This is a genomic window from Sphingomonas sp. NIC1, from assembly GCF_001638925.1.
Lineage (GTDB): Bacteria > Pseudomonadota > Alphaproteobacteria > Sphingomonadales > Sphingomonadaceae > Sphingomonas > Sphingomonas aquatilis.
In genome coordinates, this window is the sequence record NZ_CP015521.1 from 165,226 (window position 1) to 187,703 (window position 22,478).

The 22,478-nt window shown below is 69.1% G+C and carries 18 protein-coding genes; 14 read left to right on the forward strand and 4 right to left on the reverse strand.

The features are described from left to right. Positions 1 to 36: 36 nt before the first annotated feature. The 9 genes from A7E77_RS00905 (at position 37) to A7E77_RS00945 (ending at position 11,784) form a co-directional block, all read left to right on the forward strand. On the forward strand, positions 37 to 1,440 hold the full coding sequence (locus tag A7E77_RS00905) for a porin (protein ID WP_063685239.1): 1,404 nt from the start codon (positions 37 to 39) through the stop codon (positions 1,438 to 1,440). Between the two features lie 66 nt (positions 1,441 to 1,506). Continuing rightward, positions 1,507 to 3,432, forward strand: coding sequence for an acetate--CoA ligase (acs, locus tag A7E77_RS00910; RefSeq protein ID WP_063685241.1), 1,926 nt, complete (start codon positions 1,507 to 1,509; stop codon positions 3,430 to 3,432). Positions 3,433 to 3,551: 119 nt separating this feature from the next. After that, positions 3,552 to 4,541 carry an alpha/beta hydrolase gene (locus tag A7E77_RS00915; RefSeq protein WP_063685243.1) on the forward strand — a complete coding sequence of 330 codons (990 nt, stop codon included), beginning with the start codon at positions 3,552 to 3,554 and terminating at the stop codon, positions 4,539 to 4,541. Positions 4,542 to 4,814: 273 nt separating this feature from the next. Further along, on the forward strand, positions 4,815 to 6,833 hold the full coding sequence (locus A7E77_RS00920) for an HAD family hydrolase (RefSeq protein WP_063685246.1): 2,019 nt from the start codon (positions 4,815 to 4,817) through the stop codon (positions 6,831 to 6,833). Then, positions 6,830 to 7,972, forward strand: a complete 1,143-nt coding sequence (locus tag A7E77_RS00925; RefSeq protein ID WP_063685248.1) for a glycosyltransferase — start codon at positions 6,830 to 6,832, stop codon at positions 7,970 to 7,972. Before A7E77_RS00920 ends, A7E77_RS00925 begins: the two co-directional genes overlap by 4 nt. Beyond that, entirely contained in the window at positions 7,969 to 8,895 is a 927-nt protein-coding gene (locus A7E77_RS00930; RefSeq protein WP_063685250.1) for a galactosyltransferase-related protein, read from the forward strand. Before A7E77_RS00925 ends, A7E77_RS00930 begins: the two co-directional genes overlap by 4 nt. Next, positions 8,892 to 9,965 (forward strand): glycosyltransferase, encoded by a 1,074-nt coding sequence (locus A7E77_RS00935; RefSeq protein WP_063685252.1) that lies wholly within the window; start codon positions 8,892 to 8,894, stop codon positions 9,963 to 9,965. The genes A7E77_RS00930 and A7E77_RS00935 overlap by 4 nt, the downstream gene beginning before the upstream one ends. Further along, positions 9,962 to 10,852 (forward strand): polysaccharide pyruvyl transferase family protein, encoded by an 891-nt coding sequence (locus A7E77_RS00940; protein WP_063685254.1) that lies wholly within the window; start codon positions 9,962 to 9,964, stop codon positions 10,850 to 10,852. Before A7E77_RS00935 ends, A7E77_RS00940 begins: the two co-directional genes overlap by 4 nt. Further along, the gene (locus A7E77_RS00945; RefSeq protein WP_063685256.1) at positions 10,849 to 11,784 is read left to right on the forward strand and encodes a glycosyltransferase family 2 protein; all 936 of its coding nucleotides are present in this window, start codon (positions 10,849 to 10,851) and stop codon (positions 11,782 to 11,784) included. Before A7E77_RS00940 ends, A7E77_RS00945 begins: the two co-directional genes overlap by 4 nt. A gap of 3 nt (positions 11,785 to 11,787) precedes the next feature. Here A7E77_RS00945 and A7E77_RS00950 read toward each other — a convergent pair whose 3' ends face one another. Then, on the reverse strand, positions 11,788 to 12,873 hold the full coding sequence (locus tag A7E77_RS00950; RefSeq protein ID WP_063685257.1) for an anhydro-N-acetylmuramic acid kinase: 1,086 nt from the start codon (positions 12,871 to 12,873) through the stop codon (positions 11,788 to 11,790). A 138-nt stretch (positions 12,874 to 13,011) separates the two neighbouring features. Here A7E77_RS00950 and rimO point away from each other — a divergent pair, with 138 nt between their 5' ends. From rimO to A7E77_RS00970, 4 genes are all read left to right on the forward strand, one after another. Continuing rightward, positions 13,012 to 14,337, forward strand: a complete 1,326-nt coding sequence (gene rimO / locus A7E77_RS00955) for a 30S ribosomal protein S12 methylthiotransferase RimO (protein WP_024310562.1) — start codon at positions 13,012 to 13,014, stop codon at positions 14,335 to 14,337. A 75-nt stretch (positions 14,338 to 14,412) separates the two neighbouring features. Then, entirely contained in the window at positions 14,413 to 15,570 is a 1,158-nt protein-coding gene (locus tag A7E77_RS00960) for an AAA family ATPase (protein ID WP_192930001.1), read from the forward strand. Between the two features lie 30 nt (positions 15,571 to 15,600). Beyond that, a complete protein-coding gene (locus A7E77_RS00965) occupies positions 15,601 to 17,013 on the forward strand; it encodes a serine hydrolase domain-containing protein (RefSeq protein ID WP_078462188.1) in 1,413 nt (470 codons plus the stop codon). A gap of 1 nt (position 17,014) precedes the next feature. Further along, a complete protein-coding gene (locus A7E77_RS00970; RefSeq protein WP_063685261.1) occupies positions 17,015 to 18,379 on the forward strand; it encodes a leucyl aminopeptidase family protein in 1,365 nt (454 codons plus the stop codon). Here A7E77_RS00970 and A7E77_RS00975 read toward each other — a convergent pair. The 3 genes from A7E77_RS00975 to tpiA all read right to left on the reverse strand — a co-directional run bounded on the left by A7E77_RS00975 (position 18,364) and on the right by tpiA (position 20,408). After that, positions 18,364 to 18,741 carry a VOC family protein gene (locus A7E77_RS00975; RefSeq protein WP_063685263.1) on the reverse strand — a complete coding sequence of 126 codons (378 nt, stop codon included), beginning with the start codon at positions 18,739 to 18,741 and terminating at the stop codon, positions 18,364 to 18,366. The genes A7E77_RS00970 and A7E77_RS00975 overlap by 16 nt on opposite strands. Before the next feature lie 99 nt (positions 18,742 to 18,840). After that, positions 18,841 to 19,602, reverse strand: a complete 762-nt coding sequence (locus A7E77_RS18440) for an energy transducer TonB (protein ID WP_063685265.1) — start codon at positions 19,600 to 19,602, stop codon at positions 18,841 to 18,843. Positions 19,603 to 19,661: 59 nt separating this feature from the next. Then, positions 19,662 to 20,408, reverse strand: coding sequence for a triose-phosphate isomerase (gene tpiA, locus A7E77_RS00985; RefSeq protein WP_063685267.1), 747 nt, complete (start codon positions 20,406 to 20,408; stop codon positions 19,662 to 19,664). A gap of 128 nt (positions 20,409 to 20,536) precedes the next feature. On the opposite strand from tpiA, the gene A7E77_RS00990 reads away from it, so the two are divergent. Beyond that, the gene (locus A7E77_RS00990; protein WP_063685269.1) at positions 20,537 to 22,477 is read left to right on the forward strand and encodes a peptidylprolyl isomerase; all 1,941 of its coding nucleotides are present in this window, start codon (positions 20,537 to 20,539) and stop codon (positions 22,475 to 22,477) included. Position 22,478: the final 1 nt, after the last annotated feature.

Consider the following 22,478-nt stretch of genomic DNA (forward strand, 5'->3'; position numbering starts at 1 on the left):
AGCCCGAGACCACGGGCCGAACAGGGGAGGATTTGCATGAAAGCCGTTGCCCGCCTGCTGGGCGCCGTCGCCCTCGCATCCATCGCCATCGCCACGCCCGCCGCGGCGCAGGATGCGACCGACGGGCTGCTGCTGAAGCTGAAGGAAAAGGGGATCCTGACCGAGGACGAATATCAGGCGCTGCTGGCCCGCAAGACGGCCCAACCCAGCCCCGTCCCGGCCGCCAACACCGCAGAAGCGCCGCAGCAGGCCGCCGCCGAACGGCTCGACGACAAGAAGCTGGTGCGCATGGCGGACAGCGGCGTCGGGCTGATGATCGGCGATGTCGCGCTGAAGTTCTCCGGCTCCGTCAACGGCTTCTACGTCCACGACAGCGCCGATGCAGCGACGCCGGCGAACACCGTCGCGGGCGGGCTCGCGAGCGTCGGCAACGACACGTCGGCGATCCGCAACGGACTGCTGCCCGGCTTCCTGAAGGTCGATGTCTCGACGACCCAGGGCGGCTGGGACGTGGGCGCGCATTTCGGCATGTACCCCGGCATCAACTCCAGCCTGGGCAATTCCGGCGCGAATGGCGCGGGCGCCCCCCAGGCGCTGCAGACCTCCGGTATCGATTTCCGCCAGACCTATCTGACGTTCGGTCGCAGCGGCTTCGGCGAGATCAAGATCGGCCGCGATATCGGCCTGTTCGGGTCGGATGCGATCCTGAACGACATCACATTGCTGTCAGTCGGCACCGCCGCGGGCAATGCCGCGCCGTCCAATACGTCGCTCGGCCGGATCGGGCTGGGGTATATCTACACCGACTTCCAGCCGCAGATCACCTATGCCTCGCCCAAGTTCGGCGGCTTCCAGTTCGCGGCAGGCATCTTCCAGCCGCTGACCACGATCGGCCGCACCGAGACGAACGAGACGATCGGCTTCCAGGCCAAGGCGACCTACGACCTTGTGCCGACCGACGGGGGCCTCGGCGCGCATCTGTGGGTCAGCGGGCTGATCCAGGGTCATGACGCGATCGGCGGCTTGCCGGCCTATACCGGCCGCGCGATCGATGCCGGCGCTAAACTGTCCTACGGTCCGGCCAGCCTGACTGGCTATTATTACACCGGCACCGGCGTCGGCACGATCGGCCTGTTCCTGCTGTCGACCGATGCGCTCGGCCGTAAGCGCGACAGCAACGGCTACTATGTCCAGGGCACCTACGGCATCGGCAAGCTGACGCTGGGGGCGAGCTATGGCGCGAGCTACCTGTCGCGCGCCCAGGGTGAGGCGATCTCCGCCCTCGTCCGCCGCAACGCGAGCTGGGTCGGCCAGACGCGCTACGGCCTGAACAGCTGGGTGACGCTGATCGGCGAATACACCCACACCATGTCGCGCGCGCACAGCGGCAACGACGCGAGCTCCGACGCACTGGCGCTCGGCGCGATCCTGTTCTTCTGATCCCACCGCATCGACGGGCTGCGCATCTCGATCGGATGCGCAGCCCGCGTCACGAAAGGCCGCCTCATGCTCGATATCGTTCCAGCGACCCCTGCGCGTTCCGGCGGGATCGGCCCTGCCGAATATGAGCATCAGTGCCGCGCCGCGATCGAGACGCCCGATGCCTATTGGCGTGATCAGGCCGCACAGCTCGACTGGATGCGGCCGTTCGATACGGTGAAGGACGTGTCCTTCGCGGCGGACGATTTCCGCATCCGCTGGTTCGATGGTGGCCAGATCAATGTGTCCGCCAATTGCCTCGACCGGCATCTGGCGACGCGGGGCGACCAGGTCGCGATCCTGTGGGAAGGCGACGAACCCGGCGAGGGCGCGCGCATCACCTATCGCGCCTTGCACGATCGCGTCTGCCGGATGGCGAACGTGCTGACGTCGCTCGGCGTCGGGCGCGGCGACCGCGTGACGCTCTACCTGCCGATGATGCCCGATGCGGCGGCGGCGATGCTCGCCTGTACGCGGATCGGCGCGATCCATTCGATCGTGTTCGGCGGCTTTTCCCCCGATGCGCTCGCCGACCGCATCCGCGACTGCGGATCGAAACTGGTCATCACCGCCGACGAAGGCTGCCGCGGCGGCCGTCGCATTCCACTGAAGGCCAATGTCGATGCCGCGCTAAGCGCCTGCCCCTCGGTCGAGCACGTGCTGGTCCTGCGCCGCACCGGTGGCGATATCGCGATGACGCCCGGCCGCGACCTGTGGCTGGACGCGGCGATCGCCGATGCCTCGCCCGATTGCCCGCCCGTGGCGATGGAGGCCGAGGACCCGTTGTTCATCCTCTACACCAGCGGATCGACGGGCAAGCCCAAGGGCGTGCTCCACACGACCGCCGGCTATCTGCTGTGGGTCGCCAAGACGTTCCGCGACGTCTTCGACCACCGCGACGGCGACGTCTTCTGGTGTACCGCCGACATCGGCTGGGTCACCGGGCACAGCTATGTCGTCTATGGTCCGCTCGCCAACGGTGCGACGACGGTGATGTTCGACGGCGTGCCCAATTATCCCGACCACGGGCGGCTTTGGGAGACGGTCGACCGGCTGGGGGTAAGTGTGCTCTACACCGCGCCGACCGCGATCCGGGCGCTGATGCGCGAAGGCGACGATCACGTCACCCGCCACCGCCGCACCAGCCTGCGCCTGCTCGGCAGCGTCGGCGAACCGATCAACCCGGAAGCCTGGGCCTGGTATCACCGCGTCGTCGGCGACGGCCGCTGCCCGATCGTCGACACCTGGTGGCAGACCGAGACGGGCGGCGTGCTGATCTGTCCCCTGCCCCACACGCCCGATCCCAAGCCCGGTGCCGCGACCAGGCCGCTGCCCGGCGTCCAGGTGGAGCTGGTCGATGCCGAGGGCGGCGTCCTCCACGGTGCGGCAGAGGGCAATCTGGTCCTCACCGATAGCTGGCCCGGCCAGATGCGATCGGTGTGGGGCGATCACGACCGCTTCATCCAGACCTATTTCACCACCTATCCCGGCAAATATTTCACCGGCGACGGCTGCCGCCGCGATGGGGACGGCGATTATTGGATCACCGGCCGCGTCGACGACGTCATCAACGTCAGCGGCCACCGCCTCGGCACGGCGGAAATCGAGAGCGCGCTGGTCGCCCATCCCAGCGTCGCGGAAGCCGCGGTCGTCGGCATGCCGCACGACGTGAAGGGGCAGGGCATCTACGCCTTCGTCACGCTCCACGCGGACGCAACGGAGGACGAGGCGTTGCGCGGCACCTTGCGTGCCTGGGTCCGCCGACAGATCGGCCCAGTCGCGACGCCCGACGCGATCCAGTTCGCCCCCGCTTTGCCCAAGACCCGCTCCGGCAAGATCATGCGCCGTATCCTGCGCAAGATCGCGGAAGGCGCGGTCGATACGATCGGCGACACCTCGACGCTCGCCGATCCATCGGTGGTCGCGACGCTGATCCGCGACCGGCAGGCATGAGGTGAGCGTGCGCGGCGTTCGAGCCCAGCGCTCGACATAAGTCGGACGGACGTCCACACGCGCCCCTGCCCGCCCGCCGCCGGACCGACCGGCAGGGGCCGAAGCCGCTGGACCGCCCCATGACCGCACGCCCACGTTCGATCCGGCTGACGCCGCGAGACATTCCATCGCCCAGCTCGATCAGCCCCGAGGCGCAGGCGGCGCTGGAGCGGCTGATCGACGCGGACGGCGTGCCGGTCAACGCGCGCTTCGCCATGCCGGACCATGACGACGTGGCGGGGTGGCAAGCGGTCAAGGCATCGGTCGATGCCCACTATGTGCGCATGCTGGCCGCGGCCTCGGACGCGCCCACCGCCGCAGTCGAGACGATCCGGTGCGACGATGCGGTCGTCCATGTCGCCACGCCCGCTGCGCCGATCGCCGAGGACGCTGTGTATATCGACCTGCACGGCGGTGCGCTGGTCTTCGGTGGTGGCGAGGCGTGTCGGCATGGTGCGCGAACGCTGGCCGATCAATTGGGCTTACGCGTCTGGAGCATCGACTATCGCCTGCCGCCCGAACACCCCTTCCCGGCGGGCCTCGACGATGGCGTGGCGGCCTATCGTGCTGCGCTTCGACTGCACCCGGCCGAACGGATCGTCGTTGGCGGACGCTCCGCCGGCGGCAATCTCGCCGCCGCGATGCTGCTGCGCGCGAAGGCGGAGGGCCTGCCGATGCCGGCCGGGCTGGTCCTGCTGTCGCCGCAGGTCGATCTGACGGAAAGCGGCGACAGTTTCGTGGTCAACGCCGGCGTGGACGGGATGCTGCCCACGTCGCTGATGTCGAGCAATCGGCTCTATGCGGGCGGAGCCGATCTCAGCGACCCTCTCGTGTCACCGTTGTTCGCTGATGTCGCCAACTTCCCCCCGACCTTCCTTAGGACGGGCACGCGCGACCTGTTCCTGTCCAACACCGTGCGCATGCACCGCTTGCTCGTGTCGGCCGGTGTCCCTGCGGACCTCCATGTCTTCGAAGCCATGCCCCATGGCGGCTTCGGCGGAACGCCCGAGGATCGGGAGGCGGCGCACTGTCTGACGCGCTTCGTCCGAGACCGTCTGTCGGCGCGCTGACCGGGCGTGTCGCTTGCCATTCTGCCGCGGTTTTGGCCCGACCATGGATAGTACCGAAGGACGATTGCCACCATAAGACAATAATGGATCAATAGTCGCGCACTGCCCCCGATCGTGATGAGGCAAGAACCGGATTGATCTACGTCTATACGAAAAACAGAGAGTGCGGCGGAACCAATAAGTCGTTGCGCTAAATACTATTTCTCGTGTTTCCCACTGGATACAAATCGACCAAACTGTCGTTGAGCCCCGATAAAGCGAAAAGGGGCGCTCGTGATCATCGTACATCTGGCGCTCGGCGGTTGTCTGAAGGCGCCGCCCGTCAATTTCGGCGTGACGGCAGATACCGGTGGCCATATCGCCTATGTCCTCGATGCGGCATGCCATCAGGCGTTGCGCTCCGATGTCGATGCGGTGACGATCGTCACACGATTGTTCTCCGACGAACGGCTCGATCCCGTCCACGCCCAGGTTGAGGAGGTCGTCGCGCCCAAGGTGACGATCCGCCGGATCGCGACCGCAGACCATCGCTACCTCGAGAAGGAGGCGCTGGGTGCCGACCTCGCCGCCTTCACCGAGGCGTTCTGCGCGATGATCGAACGGGAAGAACGACGCCCCGACGTCATCCATGCACATTTCGCCGATGCCGCCGCCGTCGCCATGGCGGCACAGCGCCGGTTCGGCATCCCCTTCGTCTACACGCCGCATGCGCTCGGCATCGACAAGCGAATGCAGCGCCTGGAATGCCCCGGCCTCGACGCCCGGATCGCCGCCGAACGCGTTGCGATCGAAGGGGCCTCAGCGATCGTGGTCTCGACCGAGGAAGAGGCGGCGCGTCAGGTCGGCGGTTATGGCGTCGCGCTCGGCGACCGGGTGACGGTCGTCGCGCCCGGCGTGCCGCGCCGCGATTGCGTGCCGGGGCCGGATACGCTGGCCGACCGGCTGGGCGACTGGTTCGAGTGCCCGGACCTGCCGATCATTCTCGCCATCGCGCGGCCCGTCGCGAAGAAGAACCTCGCAGCGCTCGCCCGCGCCTATGCAGGCGATCCCGCGCTACAGGCACAGGCGAACCTCGTCATTCTGGCCGGGCAGCATGCCTATGCCTCGGCCGACGAGCGGGCATCGCTGGCTGAGTTGCAGGCGATCGCCGATCGGCCGGGCATGCGCGGCCGCATCGCCTTGCCGCCGCAGCACGATGCCGATGACGTGGCGGCGCTGTATGCGCGGGCGGCGCGCGGCGGCGTCTTCGTCAACCCGGCGCTGCATGAGCCCTTCGGCCTGACGCTGGTCGAGGCGGCGGCGGCTGGCGTGCCGGTGGTCGCGACGTGCAATGGCGGTCCCGCCGATATTGTCGCCACGATCGGCCATGGCGTGCTGATCGATCCTGAGGATACGGCCGCGATCGGTGCGGCGATCGGCGCGATCGTCGGCGATCCCACCCGGCATCTCGCCTTCGCCACCGCAGCCCGCACCCGTGCCGATCTGTATTGCTGGCATCGCTATGCGGCCGCGACCTGCGCGCTGTACGGCGACCTGGCGTCGCCCCGCCTGCTCGCCTGCGACATCGACAATACGCTGACCGGCTGCGTCGAGGGCGCGCGCGCCTTTGCGGCGTGGCGGGCGGCGAGCCCCCTGCCCTTCATCATCGCCACCGGCCGCGGCTTCGACGCCGCGCGAATGATCCTGAAGCGCTGGCGCCTGCCGCAGCCCGATGCGTTTATCGTCGATGTCGGCACCCGGCTGATGCTGCCCGATGGAACCGGCGGCTGGCGCGCCTGCGCGGAGTATGCGCGCACGCTGGACGCAGGATGGGATCGCGACGCCGTCGCTGCAACGCTCGCGCCGCTGGGCGTGACGGCGCAACCGGCCGCGACGGCGGGGCCGCACAAGATCAGCTTCTACGGCGACGCAGCGGACGCCGGCCGCATCCGCGCCGCACTCTCGGCAGCGGGGCTGGCGGCACGCGTCATCTTCTCGCACGGGCGCCTGATCGACGTGCTTGCGCCCATCGGCGGCAAGGCGCAGGCGATCGCGGCTTATGCCGCCCGGCGCGGCCTGACGCTGGCGGATTGTATCGCGGCGGGGGACAGCGGCAACGACGCCGACATGCTGGCGGCGTGCGGCCATGCCATCGTCGTCGGCAATGCCGGGGGCGAGCTGGCCCATCTGTCGCCACGCTCCGGCCTGCTGCGCGTGCGGCGCCATCATGCCGGCGGCGTGCTGGAGGGGCTGGCGACCTTGGGGCTGGCGGATGCGTCCCCGGCCGACCTGCCAGTATCGGTGGCGGCATGATGCGCCCCTTCGGCTATTTCGTCCATCATCAGGGTCGCGGCCATGCCGAACGCTGCGCCGCAATCGCCAACGCGCTGCCGCCGACGCGGCCGATGACGATCTTCTGTGCGCGCGACGACATCTTTCCCGCGCTGCCCCCGCAGGTCGACATCGTCCGCCTGCCCTCGCTGTTCGAAGCCACGGGTGACGAGGCGACGACGATGGACTGGGTGCCGACGCCGCAGACGTTGCACTGCGCGCCTCTGGGCTGGCCCGGCATCCGCCGCGCGATGGCGATGCTGGCGGGGTGGTTCGACAGCGCCGACCCCGCGCTGATGATCTGCGACGTCTCGGCCGAGATCGCGCAGCTGTCGCGCATCTGTTCGGTGCCGCACGTCAAGGTGCTGCAACACGGCGACCGCGGTGATGCCGGCCACCGCGCCGCCTATGACGGCGCGGCGGGGCTGCTGGCGCCCTTCCATGCCGACCTAGCGCAGCCCGACTGGGACGCAGCGTTGCGCGCGCGGACCTGTTTCGCCGGCGGCCTCGGCGTCGATGTCCGCGTGCCCGAGCGCGAGGTCGCGCGGCAGCGGATCGGCATCGGCGCGGACGAAGAGATGATCCTCGTCCTGTCGGGGGGCGGCGGCGAGGGCTTCGCGCAGGCGCCGATCGGCGTCGGTGCGCGCGCGCGCCCGGCGGCACGCTGGATCACGATCGGCAAGGTCCAGCGCGACTGGCACGCGACCGAGCCCGCCAATGTCGATCATCGCGGCTGGGTGGATGATGCCGCCGACCATATCGCCGCGGCGGACCTCGTCATCGCCTCGACCGGCAACACCACCTGCCAGCAGATCCTCGCGTCGGGCCGGCCATGGCTGGCGGTGCCGGAATGGCGCTATTTCGACGAACAGCATCGCAAGGCCGATGCCCTCGCCGCCGCCGGCGTCGCGACCGTCAGGCCGCACCTGCCTTCGTCAGCGCATGGCTGGATCGCGGCACTGGCCGACACGCTGCGCGACCACCGCCCCGATCGCCAGCGCGCGATGATCGACGACACGCCGGCCGACCGCGCCGCCCTCTGGCTCGAAGCGCTCGCCGACCGGTTGTGGACGCCGCTCGCCGCCACCCCTTCCCTCTCCCTGGAGCCCCGCATCCTATGACCTCCGTCTCCGTCGTGACCCTGGCGAAGGGCCGCCCCGATCACCTCGTCAACGTCGTGCGCGGGCTATCGCAGCAGACGATGCGGCCGGTTGAGCTGATCGTCGCGGTGATGCAGGACACCCTCTACGATCTGCCCGACGCGCCCTTTCCCATCCGCCAGATCCGGATCGACGCCGATGCGCTGCCGCTCGCGATGGCACGCAACGTCGCGGCGGGCGCGGCGCAGGGCGAGGTGCTCGTCTTCCTCGACATGGACTGTATCCCGACGCCGGAGCTGGTCGCCGATTATGCCGGTTTCGCCGCCACGTTCGACGGCCTGCTGATGGGCGAGGTGATGTATTTGCCGGGCGGCGCGACGGCGGGCGACTGGTCCTATCCCGGCTTCGCCGCGGTCGCCGAGCGGCACTCGGACCGCCGCGGGCCGCCTGCGGAGGGGCTGGAAGTGTGTGCCGATTATCGCTGCTTCTGGTCGCTCAATTTCGCGATGCGCCGCGAGACGTTCCTGCGTGTCGGCGGCTTCGACGAACGCTATGTCGGCTACGGCGGCGAGGATACCGATTTCGGCAAGACGCTGGATCAGGCGAACGTCACGATCGCCTGGATCAAGGGCGGGCTCGCCTATCACCAATATCACCCGCACCACATGCCGCCCGTCCACCATATCGACAGCGTGGTCCGCAACGCGCAGCTGTTCGAGGCGAAATGGGGCTATCGGACGATGGGCCATTGGCTGCACGCGTTCCGCCTGATGGGGCTGATCGACGACACGCCCGGCCGGCCGATCCGCATCCTGCGCGAAGCCCATGACGGCGACCGCGCGCTGACCGGCCAGCAGAGCCATCAGCCCTATGCCAATACCGCGCGCGTGCTGCGCGAACTGGAAGCCGCCGCCGCCCGCGCGCCGGAGGCGGTCGCCGCGTGAGGATCGCCATCCTCGCGCATGTCCGCCAGCGTATCGCACAGCCGTTCGCAGGCGGCATGGAGGCGCATTGCTGGCACCTCGCCGCCGGGCTGCAGGGTCGCGGGCATGACGTCGTCCTGTTCGCCTCGGGCGACAGCGATCCGCGCTTCGCGATCGATCCCGTACTCGACGAACATTATGAGCGCACCTTTCCCTGGGCCGAGCATCGCGGCTCGGCGCCGCTGATCGCGCACCTCGACGCCGGCTATGCCGCGGCGTGCGACCGGATCGCGGCGGGCGGCTTCGATGTCGTCCACAACAACAGCCTGCACCGCTTCCCCCTGGAGCGACGCCGGACGGAGGCGGTGCCGACCGTCACCTCGCTGCACGTACCCCCCTATGACGCGCTGCACTGGTTCGTGCAGCAGAGCCCGTCGCCGCGCCATCATCTGACCGTCACCTCGGCACGGCAGCGCGAGGCCTGGTGGCCGAACGGCGCACCGGCGGAGGTATCGGTGCTGCACAATGGCATCGATATCGATCGCTGGCCCTATCGCCCGCACGGCAACGGCGAGGCGGTCTGGTGCGGGCGCATCACGCCCAACAAGGGACCGCATCTCGCCGCCCAGGCCGCACGCGCCGCCGGCATCCGCCTGACGCTGTTCGGGGGGATCGAGGATCCCGATTATTACAGCGCAGAGGTCGCGCCGCTGCTCGGCGACGGCGTCGTCTATGCCGGGCACCGCAACGCCGAGGATCTGGCGGTGGAGCTCGGCCGCGCCTCGCTGTTCGTCTTCACCCCCTGTTGGGACGAGCCGTTCGGACTGGTCGCGGCAGAGGCGATGGCGTGCGGCCTGCCCGTCGCCGCATTCGACATGGGCGCGGCGCGCGAGGTCGTCGGCGACGCCGGCCGCTTCGCGCCCCCGGGCGATGTCGCCGCGCTGGCCACGGCGATGCGCGAGGCGATGGCGATCCCCCCCGACGTCCCGCGTGACCGCGTGCAGCGGCTGTTCACGCACGATCGCTGGCTCGACCGCTGCGAGGCGCTGTACCGCACCGTGATCGCTGGCGACGTCAGGCTGGCGGCATGACCGACGTCGTCGCGGCGCAGCGGGCCGCGCTCGATACCCTCTATCGTCGGCACCTGACGCTGGGCAGCCGCTATGCACTGCTGGACTTTCCCGATCACACCAATGTCGGCGACAGCACGATCTGGCTGGGCGAACTGGTCATGCTGCGCGGCATCACCGGGCGCGATCCGGACTATGTCTGCACGTGGCACGATTTCGACGAGCACGCGCTGCGCGCCGCCTGCCCGGACGGTATCGTCTTCCTGCACGGGGGCGGGAATCTGGGCGATATCTGGCCGCACCACCAGCAATTGCGCGAAACCGTGCTCGAGCGGCTGCGCGACCGCATCGTGGTGCAACTACCGCAGTCGATCCACTTTCGCGACGCGTCGGCAGCGGCGCGGTTCACCGGGATCGCGGCACGGCACCCGCAGCTGACGCTCTACGCGCGCGACACCGCCAGCCTCGCCATCGCACAACAGATGGTCGGGACGGTCGCTTCGCTCGCCCCGGATTCCGCCTTCGCGCTCGGGTGGCAGGCGCGCCGGGAGCCGGACGTGCCGGTGCTGGCGCTCATGCGCACCGACAAGGAGCGAGTCGACACCGCGTCGCCGCTGCCGGCGGACGCGATCGTCTGCGACTGGCTGGAAGACGACGACGACCTGTCCGGCGACCACGCCGCCCTCGCCACAGCGCGCGTCGCGCGCGGCCTGCGCCTGCTGTCGCGCGGACAGACGATCGCCACCGATCGCCTGCACGGCCACATCCTCGCGCTGCTACTCGACATCCCCCACGTCGTTTTCGACAATGATTACGGCAAGATCGGCCGCTACGTCGCGACATGGACCCGCGACAGCCCGCGCCTGCTCCACACACTGCCGTCGCCGCCGCGATCCGTCGCGGCATGACCGCCATCCCGGCGATCAGCCTGCTCGTCTGTACGCGTAACCGCGCCGCCGCTTTGCCGCGCCTGCTCGCCTCGATCACCCACGCCGCCGCGCAGGAGGGCGCGCCTGCGATCGAGGTCGTCATCGTCGACAATGGCTCGACCGACGCCACGGCCGATCGGCTGGCAACGTGGCAGGCGCAACAGCCCTTCCCCGTCCACCTGCTCCACAGCGACCGGCCCGGCCTGGCGCGCGCGCGGAACGTCGGTCTCGCCGCCGTGCGCGGCGCGATCGTCGCGATGACCGACGACGACTGCCGCCTCCACCCCGATTATTTCATCGCGCTCGCCCGCTGTTTCGCAGCGCTCGACGGATCGGCGATCGTCGGCGGCCGCATCCTGCCCGGCGATCCCGACGACTTGCCGATTACGATCAAGCTGGAAGACCATCCGATGATCGCGACGCCCGATCGGTTCCCGGGCGGGTTCGTGATGGGCGCCAATCTGGCGATGACGCGCGACGTGCTGCATCGGGTCGGCGACTTCGACGAGCGGTTCGGCGCAGGCGCGCCGTTCCGCGCCGCCGAGGACACCGACTATCTGCTGCGTGCGCAGGCGGCAGGGATCGCGCTGCGTTACGAGCCCCATTTCGTCGTCGACCATCACCACGGACGCCGCCTCGCCGCCGAGGAACGCGCCCTGCTGGCGGGGTACAGCGTCGGCGACGGCGCGCTCTACGCCAAATTCCTGTTCAAGGACCGACGGGTGCTGCGCTACCTCATGCAGGACGTCGGATCGCTGCGTCTCGACCTGCTGCGCCCGGTCCGCGCACATAAGAGCATTCGGGCATTCTACACGTTCTGCCTGCGCCACAAGCTGATCGGCATGGCCGCCTTCCTGGCGGCAAGCGTCAGACCCGGCCGGCGCCCTGCCGATAACTACGGCCGGGCATAAGCGTCAGGGCCGGTCGACGCGACCGCCCGGCAGTGGATGCGGCACGCCGGTCGTGCCGGGGAAGCTGATCGGCAGCCCCTTCAGCGTCCGCACCGCCATATAGGCGAAGCCCTCCGCCTCCATCGCGTCGCCATCCCAGCCAAGCGTATCGCTGGCTTCCGGTGCGATGCCGGTGCGCTCGCCGATCATGCGCAGCAGCGTCGGATTGTGACGGCCCCCGCCCGCGACGATCAGGCGCTTCGGCCGCGCGGGCAGCTGGTCCAGCGCCTCGGCCACGGTCGCCGCGGTAAAGGCGGTCAGCGTCGCTGCGCCGTCCGCCGCCGACAGGCCGCGCGCCGGTTGAATGGTGAAGTCGTTGCGGTCGAGGCTCTTGGGCGACGGCGCGGAGAAATAGGGGTGGTCGAGCATCGCGGTCAGCACCGTTTCGTCCACATGCCCCGACGCGGCAAGCGCACCATCGGCGTCGTAACGCGCGCCGGTTTCCGCCTCGACCCAGCTGTCGATCAGGCCGTTCGCCGGCCCCGTGTCGAAGGCGACCAGCGCGCCATCCGCGCCGACGAAGGTCACATTGCCGACGCCGCCGAGATTAAGCACCGCCACAGGCCGCTCCAGCCCGGCCGTCAGCGCGGCGTGATAGATCGGGAGCAGCGGCGCCCCCTGCCCGCCTGCCGCAACGTCCGCGCTGCGCAGGTCGCTGACCACCGCGATGCCGGTGGCGCGCGCCAGCACTGCGCCATCGCCGATCTGCCAGGTCCAGCCGCGGTCGGGCCGGTGCGCGACGGTCTGCCCGTGATAACCGATCACCGCCACGTCCGCCGCCGCCACGCCCGCATCGCGTAGCAGCTTGTGGACGGCAAAGGCATGCGTCCGATCGATCAGCTCACCTGCCGCGACGAGATCGGGCGAAGCGCGCGGCCGATCGAAGGTCAGCGCCAGCGCGGTCGCCGCGGCCAGCTGCTCGCGGGCCGCGTCCGAATAGGGCTCGCCGCGAAAGGCCAGCGGCCGCACCTCTCCTTCGCCGTCCGTCTCGATCAGCGCCGCGTCGATCCCGTCGAGCGACGTCCCGGACATCAATCCTATTGCCAGCATGCACGATCACTCCCGTCGGTTCGATGTGGCGGCTGCGCGGCAGGCTGTCGAGCGGCATCGCCCCCGGATGCGACGAATGGCCGCCCGTGCCGCGCCATCTGGCGAAAGCGCGCGAAATCGACTATGTCGCGCGCTCTCATGGCAACTCGTCTTCCTTCTCCGCCGCGCGTCGGCATGGTGTCGCTCGGCTGTCCCAAGAATCTGGTCGACAGCGAACGCATCCTCACCCAGCTGCGTGCCGACGGCTATCAGATGTCCGCCGATTATGCCGGCGCCGACGTCGTGCTGGTCAACACCTGCGGCTTCCTCGATTCCGCCAAGGAAGAAAGCCTTGAGGCGATCGGCGAAGCGATCGCGGAAAACGGCCGCGTGATCGTGACGGGCTGCATGGGGAAAGAGGCGGAGGTCATTCGCGCCCGCTTCCCGCAGGTGCTCGCCGTCACCGGCGCGCATCAATACGAACAGGTGGTCGAGGCGGTGCATGAGGCGGCGCCTGCGAACCTGTCGCCCTATATCGACCTCATCCCCGACGCCGGGCTGAAGCTGACGCCGCGCCACTACAGCTATCTGAAGATTTCGGAAGGTTGCAACCACCGCTGCTCCTTCTGCATCATTCCATCCCTGCGCGGCGACCTCGTCAGCCGCCGCCCCGACGCCATCCTGCGCGAGGCGGAGAAACTGGTCGCCGCCGGCACGCGAGAATTGCTCGTCATCAGCCAGGACACCAGCGCCTACGGCATCGACATCCGCAAGGAACCGCGGATGTGGAAGGGGCGCGAGGTCGTGCCGCACATGACCGATCTCGCCCGCGAACTCGGCCAGATCGCGCCTTGGGTGCGGCTGCACTACGTCTACCCTTATCCGCATGTCGATCAGGTCATTCCGCTGATGGCGGAAGGGCTCGTGCTCCCCTATCTCGACATCCCGTTCCAGCATGCCGCGCCGTCGGTGCTGAAAGCGATGAAGCGCCCGGGCAACGACGCCAAGGTGTTGCAGCGTATCCACCAGTGGCGGGACATCTGCCCGGACATCGCGATCCGATCGACCTTCGTCGTCGGCTTCCCCGGCGAGACCGAAGCCGACTTCCAGTATCTGCTCGACTGGCTGGATGAGGCACAGCTCGATCGCGTCGGCGCGTTCCGCTTCGAGCCGGTGGAGGGCGCCGCCGCCAATGCGCTGCCCGATCCGGTGCCGGAGGAGGTCAAGGAAGAGCGCTATCAGCGGATCATGGAAAAGACCGCCGCGATCAGCGCCGCAAAGCTCGCCGCCAAGGTCGGTCGCACCCTGCCCGTCATCATCGACGAGGTCGGCGAGGAAGGCGCGACGGGCCGCAGCCAGGCCGATGCGCCCGAAATCGACGGTCAGGTCTTCCTGCGCGACGCCGCCCATCTGTCGGTCGGCGATATCGTACCGGTCACGATCGAGGACGCCGACGAACACGACCTGTACGGCGTGCCGGCGTAAGCACTTAGCGGTCCACGCTGGACGCCGCAGCGCTCCCCTGCAAAGGTCATCGGTCTGCGGCGGGAGACGATGGCGATGATGACGCGGCTGGCGATCGGCGGCTATCGTTCGATCCGCGACCTTACGCTGGAGCTGTCGCCGCTAACGATCGTCACCGGACCGAATGGTTCGGGTAAATCCAGCCTGTATCGCGCGTTGCGTCTGCTGGCCGACGTAGCGCAGGGCCGGCTCATCTCCTCGCTCGCCCAGGACGGCGGACTGGCGTCGGTGTTATGGGCTGGTCCTGAGACGATCAGCCGCGACATGCGCGCCGGGCGCGTGCCTGTGCAGGGAACGGTGCGGACCGGACCGGTCAGCCTCAGGCTCGGTTTCTCCGGTCCCGACTTCGGTTATGCGATCGATATCGGGCCGCCGATCCCCGGCACCGGCTTCGCGGGCGATCCTGAGATCAAGGTAGAGGCGATGTGGACGGGCGAAAGGCTCGGCCGCGCCAATGCCTTCGCCGAGCGTCGAGGACGCGTCGTCAACCTGCGCACGGCCGACACCGGCGAATGGCGACGAAGCCCCATCGACCTGTCGGGCTTCGAATCGATGGTGACGCACGCGGCCGATCCCGTCGATGGCCTGGAGTTGCTGCTGATGCGGGAGCGCATGCGCAACTGGCGCTTCTATGACAGCCTGCGCACGGATATGGACGCGCCGGTTAGACGGCCGCAGATCGTCACCTATACGCCCGTCATGGCGGGCGATGGATCGGACCTCGTTGCCGCGATCGCGACCATCCAATTCTTTGGCGATGGGGAGGCATTGGCAGCGGCGATTGACGACGCCTTTCCCGGGTCGACGATCACGCTTATCGGTGGCGAGGGCGCTCGTCCGTCGTTCGGCCTGCGCCAACCCGGTATGCTTCGGGCGCTCGACGCACGCGAATTATCCGACGGCACCCTGCGGTACGTCCTGCTGGTCGCAGCGTTACTGTCGCCTCGTCCGCCCGAACTGATGGTGCTGAACGAGCCTGAGGCGAACCTCCACCCGTCTTTGCTGCTGCCGCTCGCCCGACTCCTCACCGCCACCGCCCGCTCCTGCCAGATCATCGTTGTCTCCCACAGCAGCGCCTTGCTCGATGCGTTGCGCGCCAGCGGCGACGTCGGCGACATCGCGCTGGAAAAGGAATTGGGCGAAACGCGCACGCAGGATCGCTTCGGCCCGCAATGGGCGTGGCCGAAACGCTGACGTCGATTTCACTTTCGCCCATCGCGGCCGATGTGGCAGCTAGGCGCGATGAAGCTCCCGACATTTGCCGCAGCCTGTGTGCTCGCCATCGCTCCCGCATCGGTGCAGGCGCAGGCGCTGTCCCCCACCGAACTCGCTGCGGTCGACAAGGTCGTTGCCGATGGCCTCGCCGCCACGGCCACGCCGTCTGCGCAGGTCGCGATCGTGCGCGGTGGCAAGATCGTGCTGGTCAAGGCCTATGGCGAGCAGGCGAAGGGCGTGCCCGCCCGCACCGACGCGCCCTATCAGATCGCGTCGATCTCGAAACAGTTCACCGCCGCGGCGCTGCTGCTGCTCGCCGACGACGGCAAATTATCGATGGACGATACGGTGGCCAAATGGCTGCCCGGCATCAGCGGCGGCGATAAAATCACGATCCGCCAGTTGCTCAGCCACACCTCGGGCCTGCAGGATTACTGGCCGCAGGACTATAGCTTCGCCGCGATGGAAAAGCCGACGACGCCGCAGGCGATCGTCGATCGCTGGGCGAAGAAGCCGCTCGATTTCGCGCCGGGCACGCAGTGGCAATATTCGAACACCGGCTATGTCGTCGCCGGTATGATCGCGGAAAAGGCCGCGGGCGAGCCACTGATGACCTTCCTGCAACGGCGCATCTTCGCGCCTTTGGGGATCAAGGCGATCGACCAGGACAAGGCGGTCGGCAACGGTTTCCCCGTCGGCTATCACCGCAACGCTTTGGGCCCCGTCCGCGTCGCGCCGCCGCCCGCGGAGGGCTGGCTGTTCGCCGCCGGCGAGCTGTCGATGAGCGCCGCCGATCTCGCGAAATGGGACGTCGCGCGTATGGATCGCAGCCTGCTGCCCGCCGCCGACTGGGCCGCGCAGGAAAAGCCGGTGCTGCTCAACGACGGCAGCACGACCAATTACGGCCTGGGCGTCAGCCTCGGCAAACGCGCCGGCGTGCCCTATGTGGAGCATAGCGGCGAGGCGGTCGGCTTCCTGTCCGAAAACATCGTCTTCCCCGAACAGAAAGCGGCGGTGGTCGTGCTGACCAACGCCGATTTCGGCGACGCCTTCGTCACCATCGCCAATGGCATTGCGAAGGTCGTGCTGCCGGCGACGGCGGATGCGGCCGAAGTCCAGAAGACCGCGCAGGCGCGCGCGCTGTTCGATTCGCTGCGGTCCGGCACGCTCGACCGGTCGAAGCTGACGCCCAATGCGTCCTATTATTTCACGCCGCAGGTGCTCGCCGACTATAAGAGCAGCCTCGCCCCGTTAGGCGCGCCGACCAGCTTCGAACTCGCCGGCCCCAAGCGGCTGCGCGGTGGCTTCGTCCAGCGCCGCTACGTCGTGACCTATCCCGACCGGAAGCTGTCGATCGCGACCTTCGCGGAACCGGATGGCGCGCAGCGCTACGAACAATTCCTCGTGTTCCCGGCCAACTGACATGCCCGATACCCTGCTCCAGCCCGACCGTGGCCAGGCCGCCCGCACGATCGACCTGATCGCCCCCGATGCCTATGACGCTTGGCTGGGTGGCCAGCCGCAACGGGTGCGGACCGCGCTCGCCGCGCAGCGCTTTACCGGCAAGGCGGGCAGCGCGGCGGTATTCGTCGACGAGGACGTCCACGGCATCGCCATCGCCGGTCCCGCCGACCCGTGGTCGCTCGCCAAGCTTGCCGAGACGCTGCCGGCGGGCACCTATCGCGTCGCGGGCGAGATCGGCCCGGCGGCGCTCGGCTGGGTGCTAGGCCAATATCGCTTCGACCGCTATCGCCGCCCCGACGATACCGGGCCTCGTATCCTGCTGACCCGCGATGCGGCGGGGATCGAGGAGGTGCTGCGCGTCGCCGCCGCGACCGCGCTGGTCCGCGACCTCGTCAACACCGGCGCCGGCGACCTCGGGCCGGCCGAGCTGGAAATGGCTGCCGAGAAGCTGGCGCGCGAGCATCATGCGGCGCTCACCGTCACGCGCGGCGACACGCTCGCCGCCGACTATCCGATGATCCACGCGGTCGGGCAGGCCGCGGTGAAGGAACGCCATCCGCGCCTGATCGAGCTGGAATGGGGCGACCCCGCGCATCCGCGCATCGCCCTCGTCGGCAAGGGTGTCGTGTTCGACACCGGCGGTCTCGATATCAAGCCGTCCGCCGGCATGCGGCTGATGAAGAAGGATATGGGCGGCGCCGCACATGCGCTGGCGCTGGCGAGCCTCGTGATGGCGGCACGGCTGCCGGTGCGGCTCCACCTGCTGATCCCGGCGGTGGAAAATGCGATTGCCGGCAACGCCTTCCGCCCCGGCGACGTGCTGCGCAGCCGCGCGGGGCTGACGGTCGAAAACACCAATACCGACGCAGAGGGGCGCCTGATCCTGGGCGATGCGCTGACCAAGGCGGGCGAAGGAAAGCCCGAACTCATCCTCGACTTCGCAACGCTGACCGGCGCGGCTCGCGTCGCTCTCGGTCCCGACCTGCCGCCGCTGTTCACCGACGACGAGGATCTGGCGCGCGATATCCTGGCCGCCGGTGACGCGCTCAGCGATCCGCTGTGGCGCATGCCGCTGTGGGGCGCCTACGACGACATGCTGAAGTCGGACATCGCCGACATGGTCAACGCGCCCGACGGCGGCTTCGCCGGTGCCGTTACCGCCGCGCTGTTCCTCCGCCGCTTCGTGCCGCAGGACGTCGCCTGGGCGCATATGGACGTCTTCGCCTGGCGCCCGACCGCCAAGCCCGGCCGGCCAAAGGGCGGCGAGGCCTATGCGCTGCGGGCATGTTATGCGGTGCTGAAGGCGCGCTATCCGCGCGGCTGAGGTCGCGCGCCGACATCGATGCGGTTCCCGTCGGGGTCCGCGAAGACGAAGGCGCGCTGGCCATAGTCCTTGTCGGCCAGCCGCTTGATGATCCGCGTGCCCGCGGCCTCCAGCCGGCGATAGAGCGCATCGGCATCGTCGACGAACAGGTGCATGACGTTGGCCGTGGAGGCGACGTGATCGGCCTTGCGGGTCAGATGCACCTCGGCCGCATCCTTCTTCAGCACCGCAAAGCCCAGCGGATCGCCGTTTTCGAAGACGGTCGCGAACCCCAGCATGCCGCCATAAAAGCGCAAGGCCGCTTGCATATCGCGCACGCAGATCGTCGGCGCCGCACGCCCGAACGTGACCGGCTCATCCATCGGAATTCATCCTGTCGGGCAGCGGCGGCGGTGCGCATGCCGGGTGATGGAGCGGTGTCCGTCGCCTAGCTGCGCCGCGCGCCCCAAACTGTCAACGCATCACCGATCGGTCGCGGGCGGGTCGATATCCCATTGCTGGTCGCGCAGCACGGTCGACGCCACGGGCTTGCCCGCCGCATCGCGCCACGGATCGTAGCGGAAGCGCTTTTCGATCGCCCGGCACGTCGCCTGATCCATCAGCGCATTGCCGCTCGATTGCGCGATCCGGCAATTGGTGACGTGGCCATTGGTCTCGACCCGGTAGCGGACGCTCACCACGCCGCGAAACCCGGTGTCGAGGATCGAATCGGGAATGTCCGATCCCTTGATCCGCCCGTTGATCAGCCGCGGCACGCGTTCCCAGCCGCTGCCGTCACCATCGCCGTCGCCGCCCGCGCCATTGCCGTTGCCGATCCCGCCGGCACCCGTGCCCGGCCCCGGCTTGTCCGACGCACCGGAGGTCGCCTGCACGCCGATATTGGGCAGCGGCGCGACGATCACCGGCGGCGGCGGCGCGACCTGGATGATCGGCACCGGCGCGGTCACCTCGGTCGCCTTGGACCGCAGGTTGGGCGGCGAGGCCTTGCCGCTCGGCCGGTTGATCTTCTTGGGCGGCGGCACCACGCGTTCGGGCGGCGGTGGATCGGGCATCACGGTAAAGGTCGCCAACGCCTGCTGCACCGCCTGCGGCGCGCCGTGAAAGGCCAGCCCCATCACCAAGGCATAGCCCAGCGTCGCCACGACGCCCCCGGTCAGGAGCGCCGCACCGATCCGCTCGCGTCGCGAAGCGCCGTATTGCGAAGGGCCATAGGTCGTCACCATGCGACAGATGATGTCGCATGGCGCCTTTCGCAACGCTGACTGGCAGTGTGGATCGAGCGTTACAGCGTCGCCGCCGCCTCGATGATCGGCACGAATTTCGCCGCGGTCAGGCTCGCGCCGCCGACCAGGGCACCGTCGACATTCTCGCAGGCGAGGATCGTCGCCGCGTTATCGCCCGTCACCGATCCGCCGTACAGGATGCGGATCCCGTCCGCCGCGTCGCCGACCAGCTGGCGCAGCTTGGCGCGGGCGATCGAATGGATCGCGGCGATCTGGTCCAGCGTCGGCGTGCGGCCGGTGCCGATCGCCCAACGCGGTTCGTAGGCGAGCGTGAACCAGCTGCCGTCGGCATTGTCGGGCACCGATTTCTCGATCTGCGCCTGCACCACGCGCTCCGCGCGGTCGGCGTCGCGCTCGGCCTCGGTCTCGCCGCAGCAGGAGATGACGTGCAGCCCCGCGCGCCGCGCCGCCGCCGCTTTCGCCCAAGCGTCATGGCTGGTTTCGCCCTGGTCCGCGCGGCGCTCGCTATGGCCCACGATGGTGAAGCGCGCGCCCGCCTCCGCGACCATGCCCGCCGAGACGCAACCGGTATGCGCGCCGCTGTCCGCCTCATGCACGTCCTCGGCACCGATCGACAGGTTGGGCACGCGGTCCGCCGCGCCCGCGATCAGCGTGAAGGGCACGGCGACCGCCACGTCCACCCCCGGTGCTGCCTCTGCCGCGGCGGCGATCGCGTCCAGTTCGGCAAGCGCCGCGCGCGATCCGTTCATTTTCCAGTTTCCCGCCACGAACTTGCGCCGAGTCATCCGACCTCCCGTCCTGCCTTATCAGTCGTTTTACACGTTAAACGCGTCATGCCTGCCCGCGCGCTTGATGGCAAGGCACTGCCCCCCTAAAGCGTGGACCAAATCTTTCAGGGACGATCGGCCACTCCATGCTCAGCTTCTTCCGCCGGATCATCAATTCCAAGGCCGGCGTCGTCGTCACCTTCATCGTGCTGGGCGTCATCGCGCTCGCCTTCGCCGCAGGCGACATCACCGGCCTCGCGGGCAACGGCCCCAGCCTGTCGGGCGGCAGCGTCGCCACCGTCGGCGGCACGAAGATCTCCCCCGCCGAGCTGCGCCAGCGCGTCCAGACCGAGCTGGCCGGCGCCCGCCAGCGCATCCCGACGCTGACCATGGAACAGCTGCTCGAACAGGGCGGCCTGCAATCCACGCTGGACCGCGCGGTCAACGGCGTCGCGCTGGAACGCTTCGGCCAGGACCAGGGCATGGTCGTCAGCAAGCGGTCGATCGACGGCGTCATCGCCGGCATCCCCGGCCTGCGCGGTCCCAACGGCCAGTTCGATCCCGTCCGCTACCAGCAGCTGCTCGCCGACCAGAAGCTGACCGACGCGCAGGTCCGCACCGACATCGCGCGCGACATAATCGCGCAGCAGCTGATGCTGCCGACGCAGGGGGCGACGCAGGTGCCGCAGAAGGTCGCGCTGCCCTATGCCTCGCTGATGCTCGAAAAGCGGTCCGGCCAGATCGCGTTCGTCCCCGCCTCCGCGCTCGCCGGCGGCCCTGCGCCGACCGACGCCGAACTGCAGGCTTTCTATCGCCGCAACGTCGCGCGCTTCACCGTGCCGGAACGCCGCGTGATCCGCTACGCCCGCGTCACGCCCGAGATGGTGAAGGCCGCCGCCACGCCGACCGATGCTGAGATCGCCGCCGCCTACAAGAGCCAGGCGCCGCGCTTCGCCGCTGCCGAAAAGCGCACGATCGCTCAGGTCGTGGTCGCCGATCAGGCCGGCGCCAACGCCATCGCCGCCAAGGTGAAGGGCGGCACGTCGCTGACCGACGCCGCCCGCGCCGCCGGCCTGGAAGCCGCGACGCAGACCGCCGTCACCAAGTCGGCCTACGCCGGCACGACCAGCACCGCGATCGCCGACGCCGCCTTCGCCGCGCCGCGCGGTGGTATGATCGGTCCGGTGCGCGGGCCGCTCGGCTGGGTCGTCGCCAAGGTCGAATCGATCGAACAATCGCCCGGCAAGACGCTGGAGCAGGCGAAGCCGGAACTGGTCGCGGCGCTGTCGAAGGACAAGCTCGCCCGCGCCCTGTCGGACCTGCATGACAAGCTGGACGATGCGCTCGGCAAGAGCGCGACGTTCGACGAGGTGACCGCCGACCAGAAGCTCAGCGCCACCACCACGCCCGCGCTGCTCGCCAACGGCACCAACCCCGATTCGCCCGGCACCGCCGCCGATCCGGCGATCGCCCCGATCGTCGGCGCAGCCTTCCAAATGGCGGAGGGCGACCCCGCACAGCTGGTGCCGACGGGCCAGGACGGCAGCTTTGCCGTGGTCGCGCTCGGCCGTGTCGTCCCCGCCGCGCCGCGCCCGCTGGATCAGGTGCGCGCACAGGTCGCCGCGGACTATGCCGCCGATCGTGCCCGTGCCGCCGCGCGCAAGCTCGCCACCGACATCCTTGCCAAGGTGAACAAGGGCACGCCGCTGGCGCAGGCGATGGCGACCGCGGGCCGTCCGCTGCCGCCGGTCCAGCCCGCCGTGGCGACGCGCGCGCAGCTCGCGTCCGCGCAGGGTCAGGTGCAGGCGCCGCTCGCGCTGATGTTCGCGATGGCCAAGGGCAATGCGAAGCTGCTCGAAGCGCCGAACAACGCCGGCTGGCTGATCGTCAAGCTCGACCAGATCGTGCCCGGCGATGCCAAGGGCGTGCCGCAGGCGGTGGCCGGTGCCCGCGCCAGCATCGCGCAGCTCGTCGGCCGCGAATATGCCGAACAGTTCGCCCGCGCCGTCCGCAACGCCGTCGGCGTGAAGACCGATGCGGCCGCGCTCGCCAAGGTGCGCGCCGATCTGACCGGCGCCGGCAACTGAG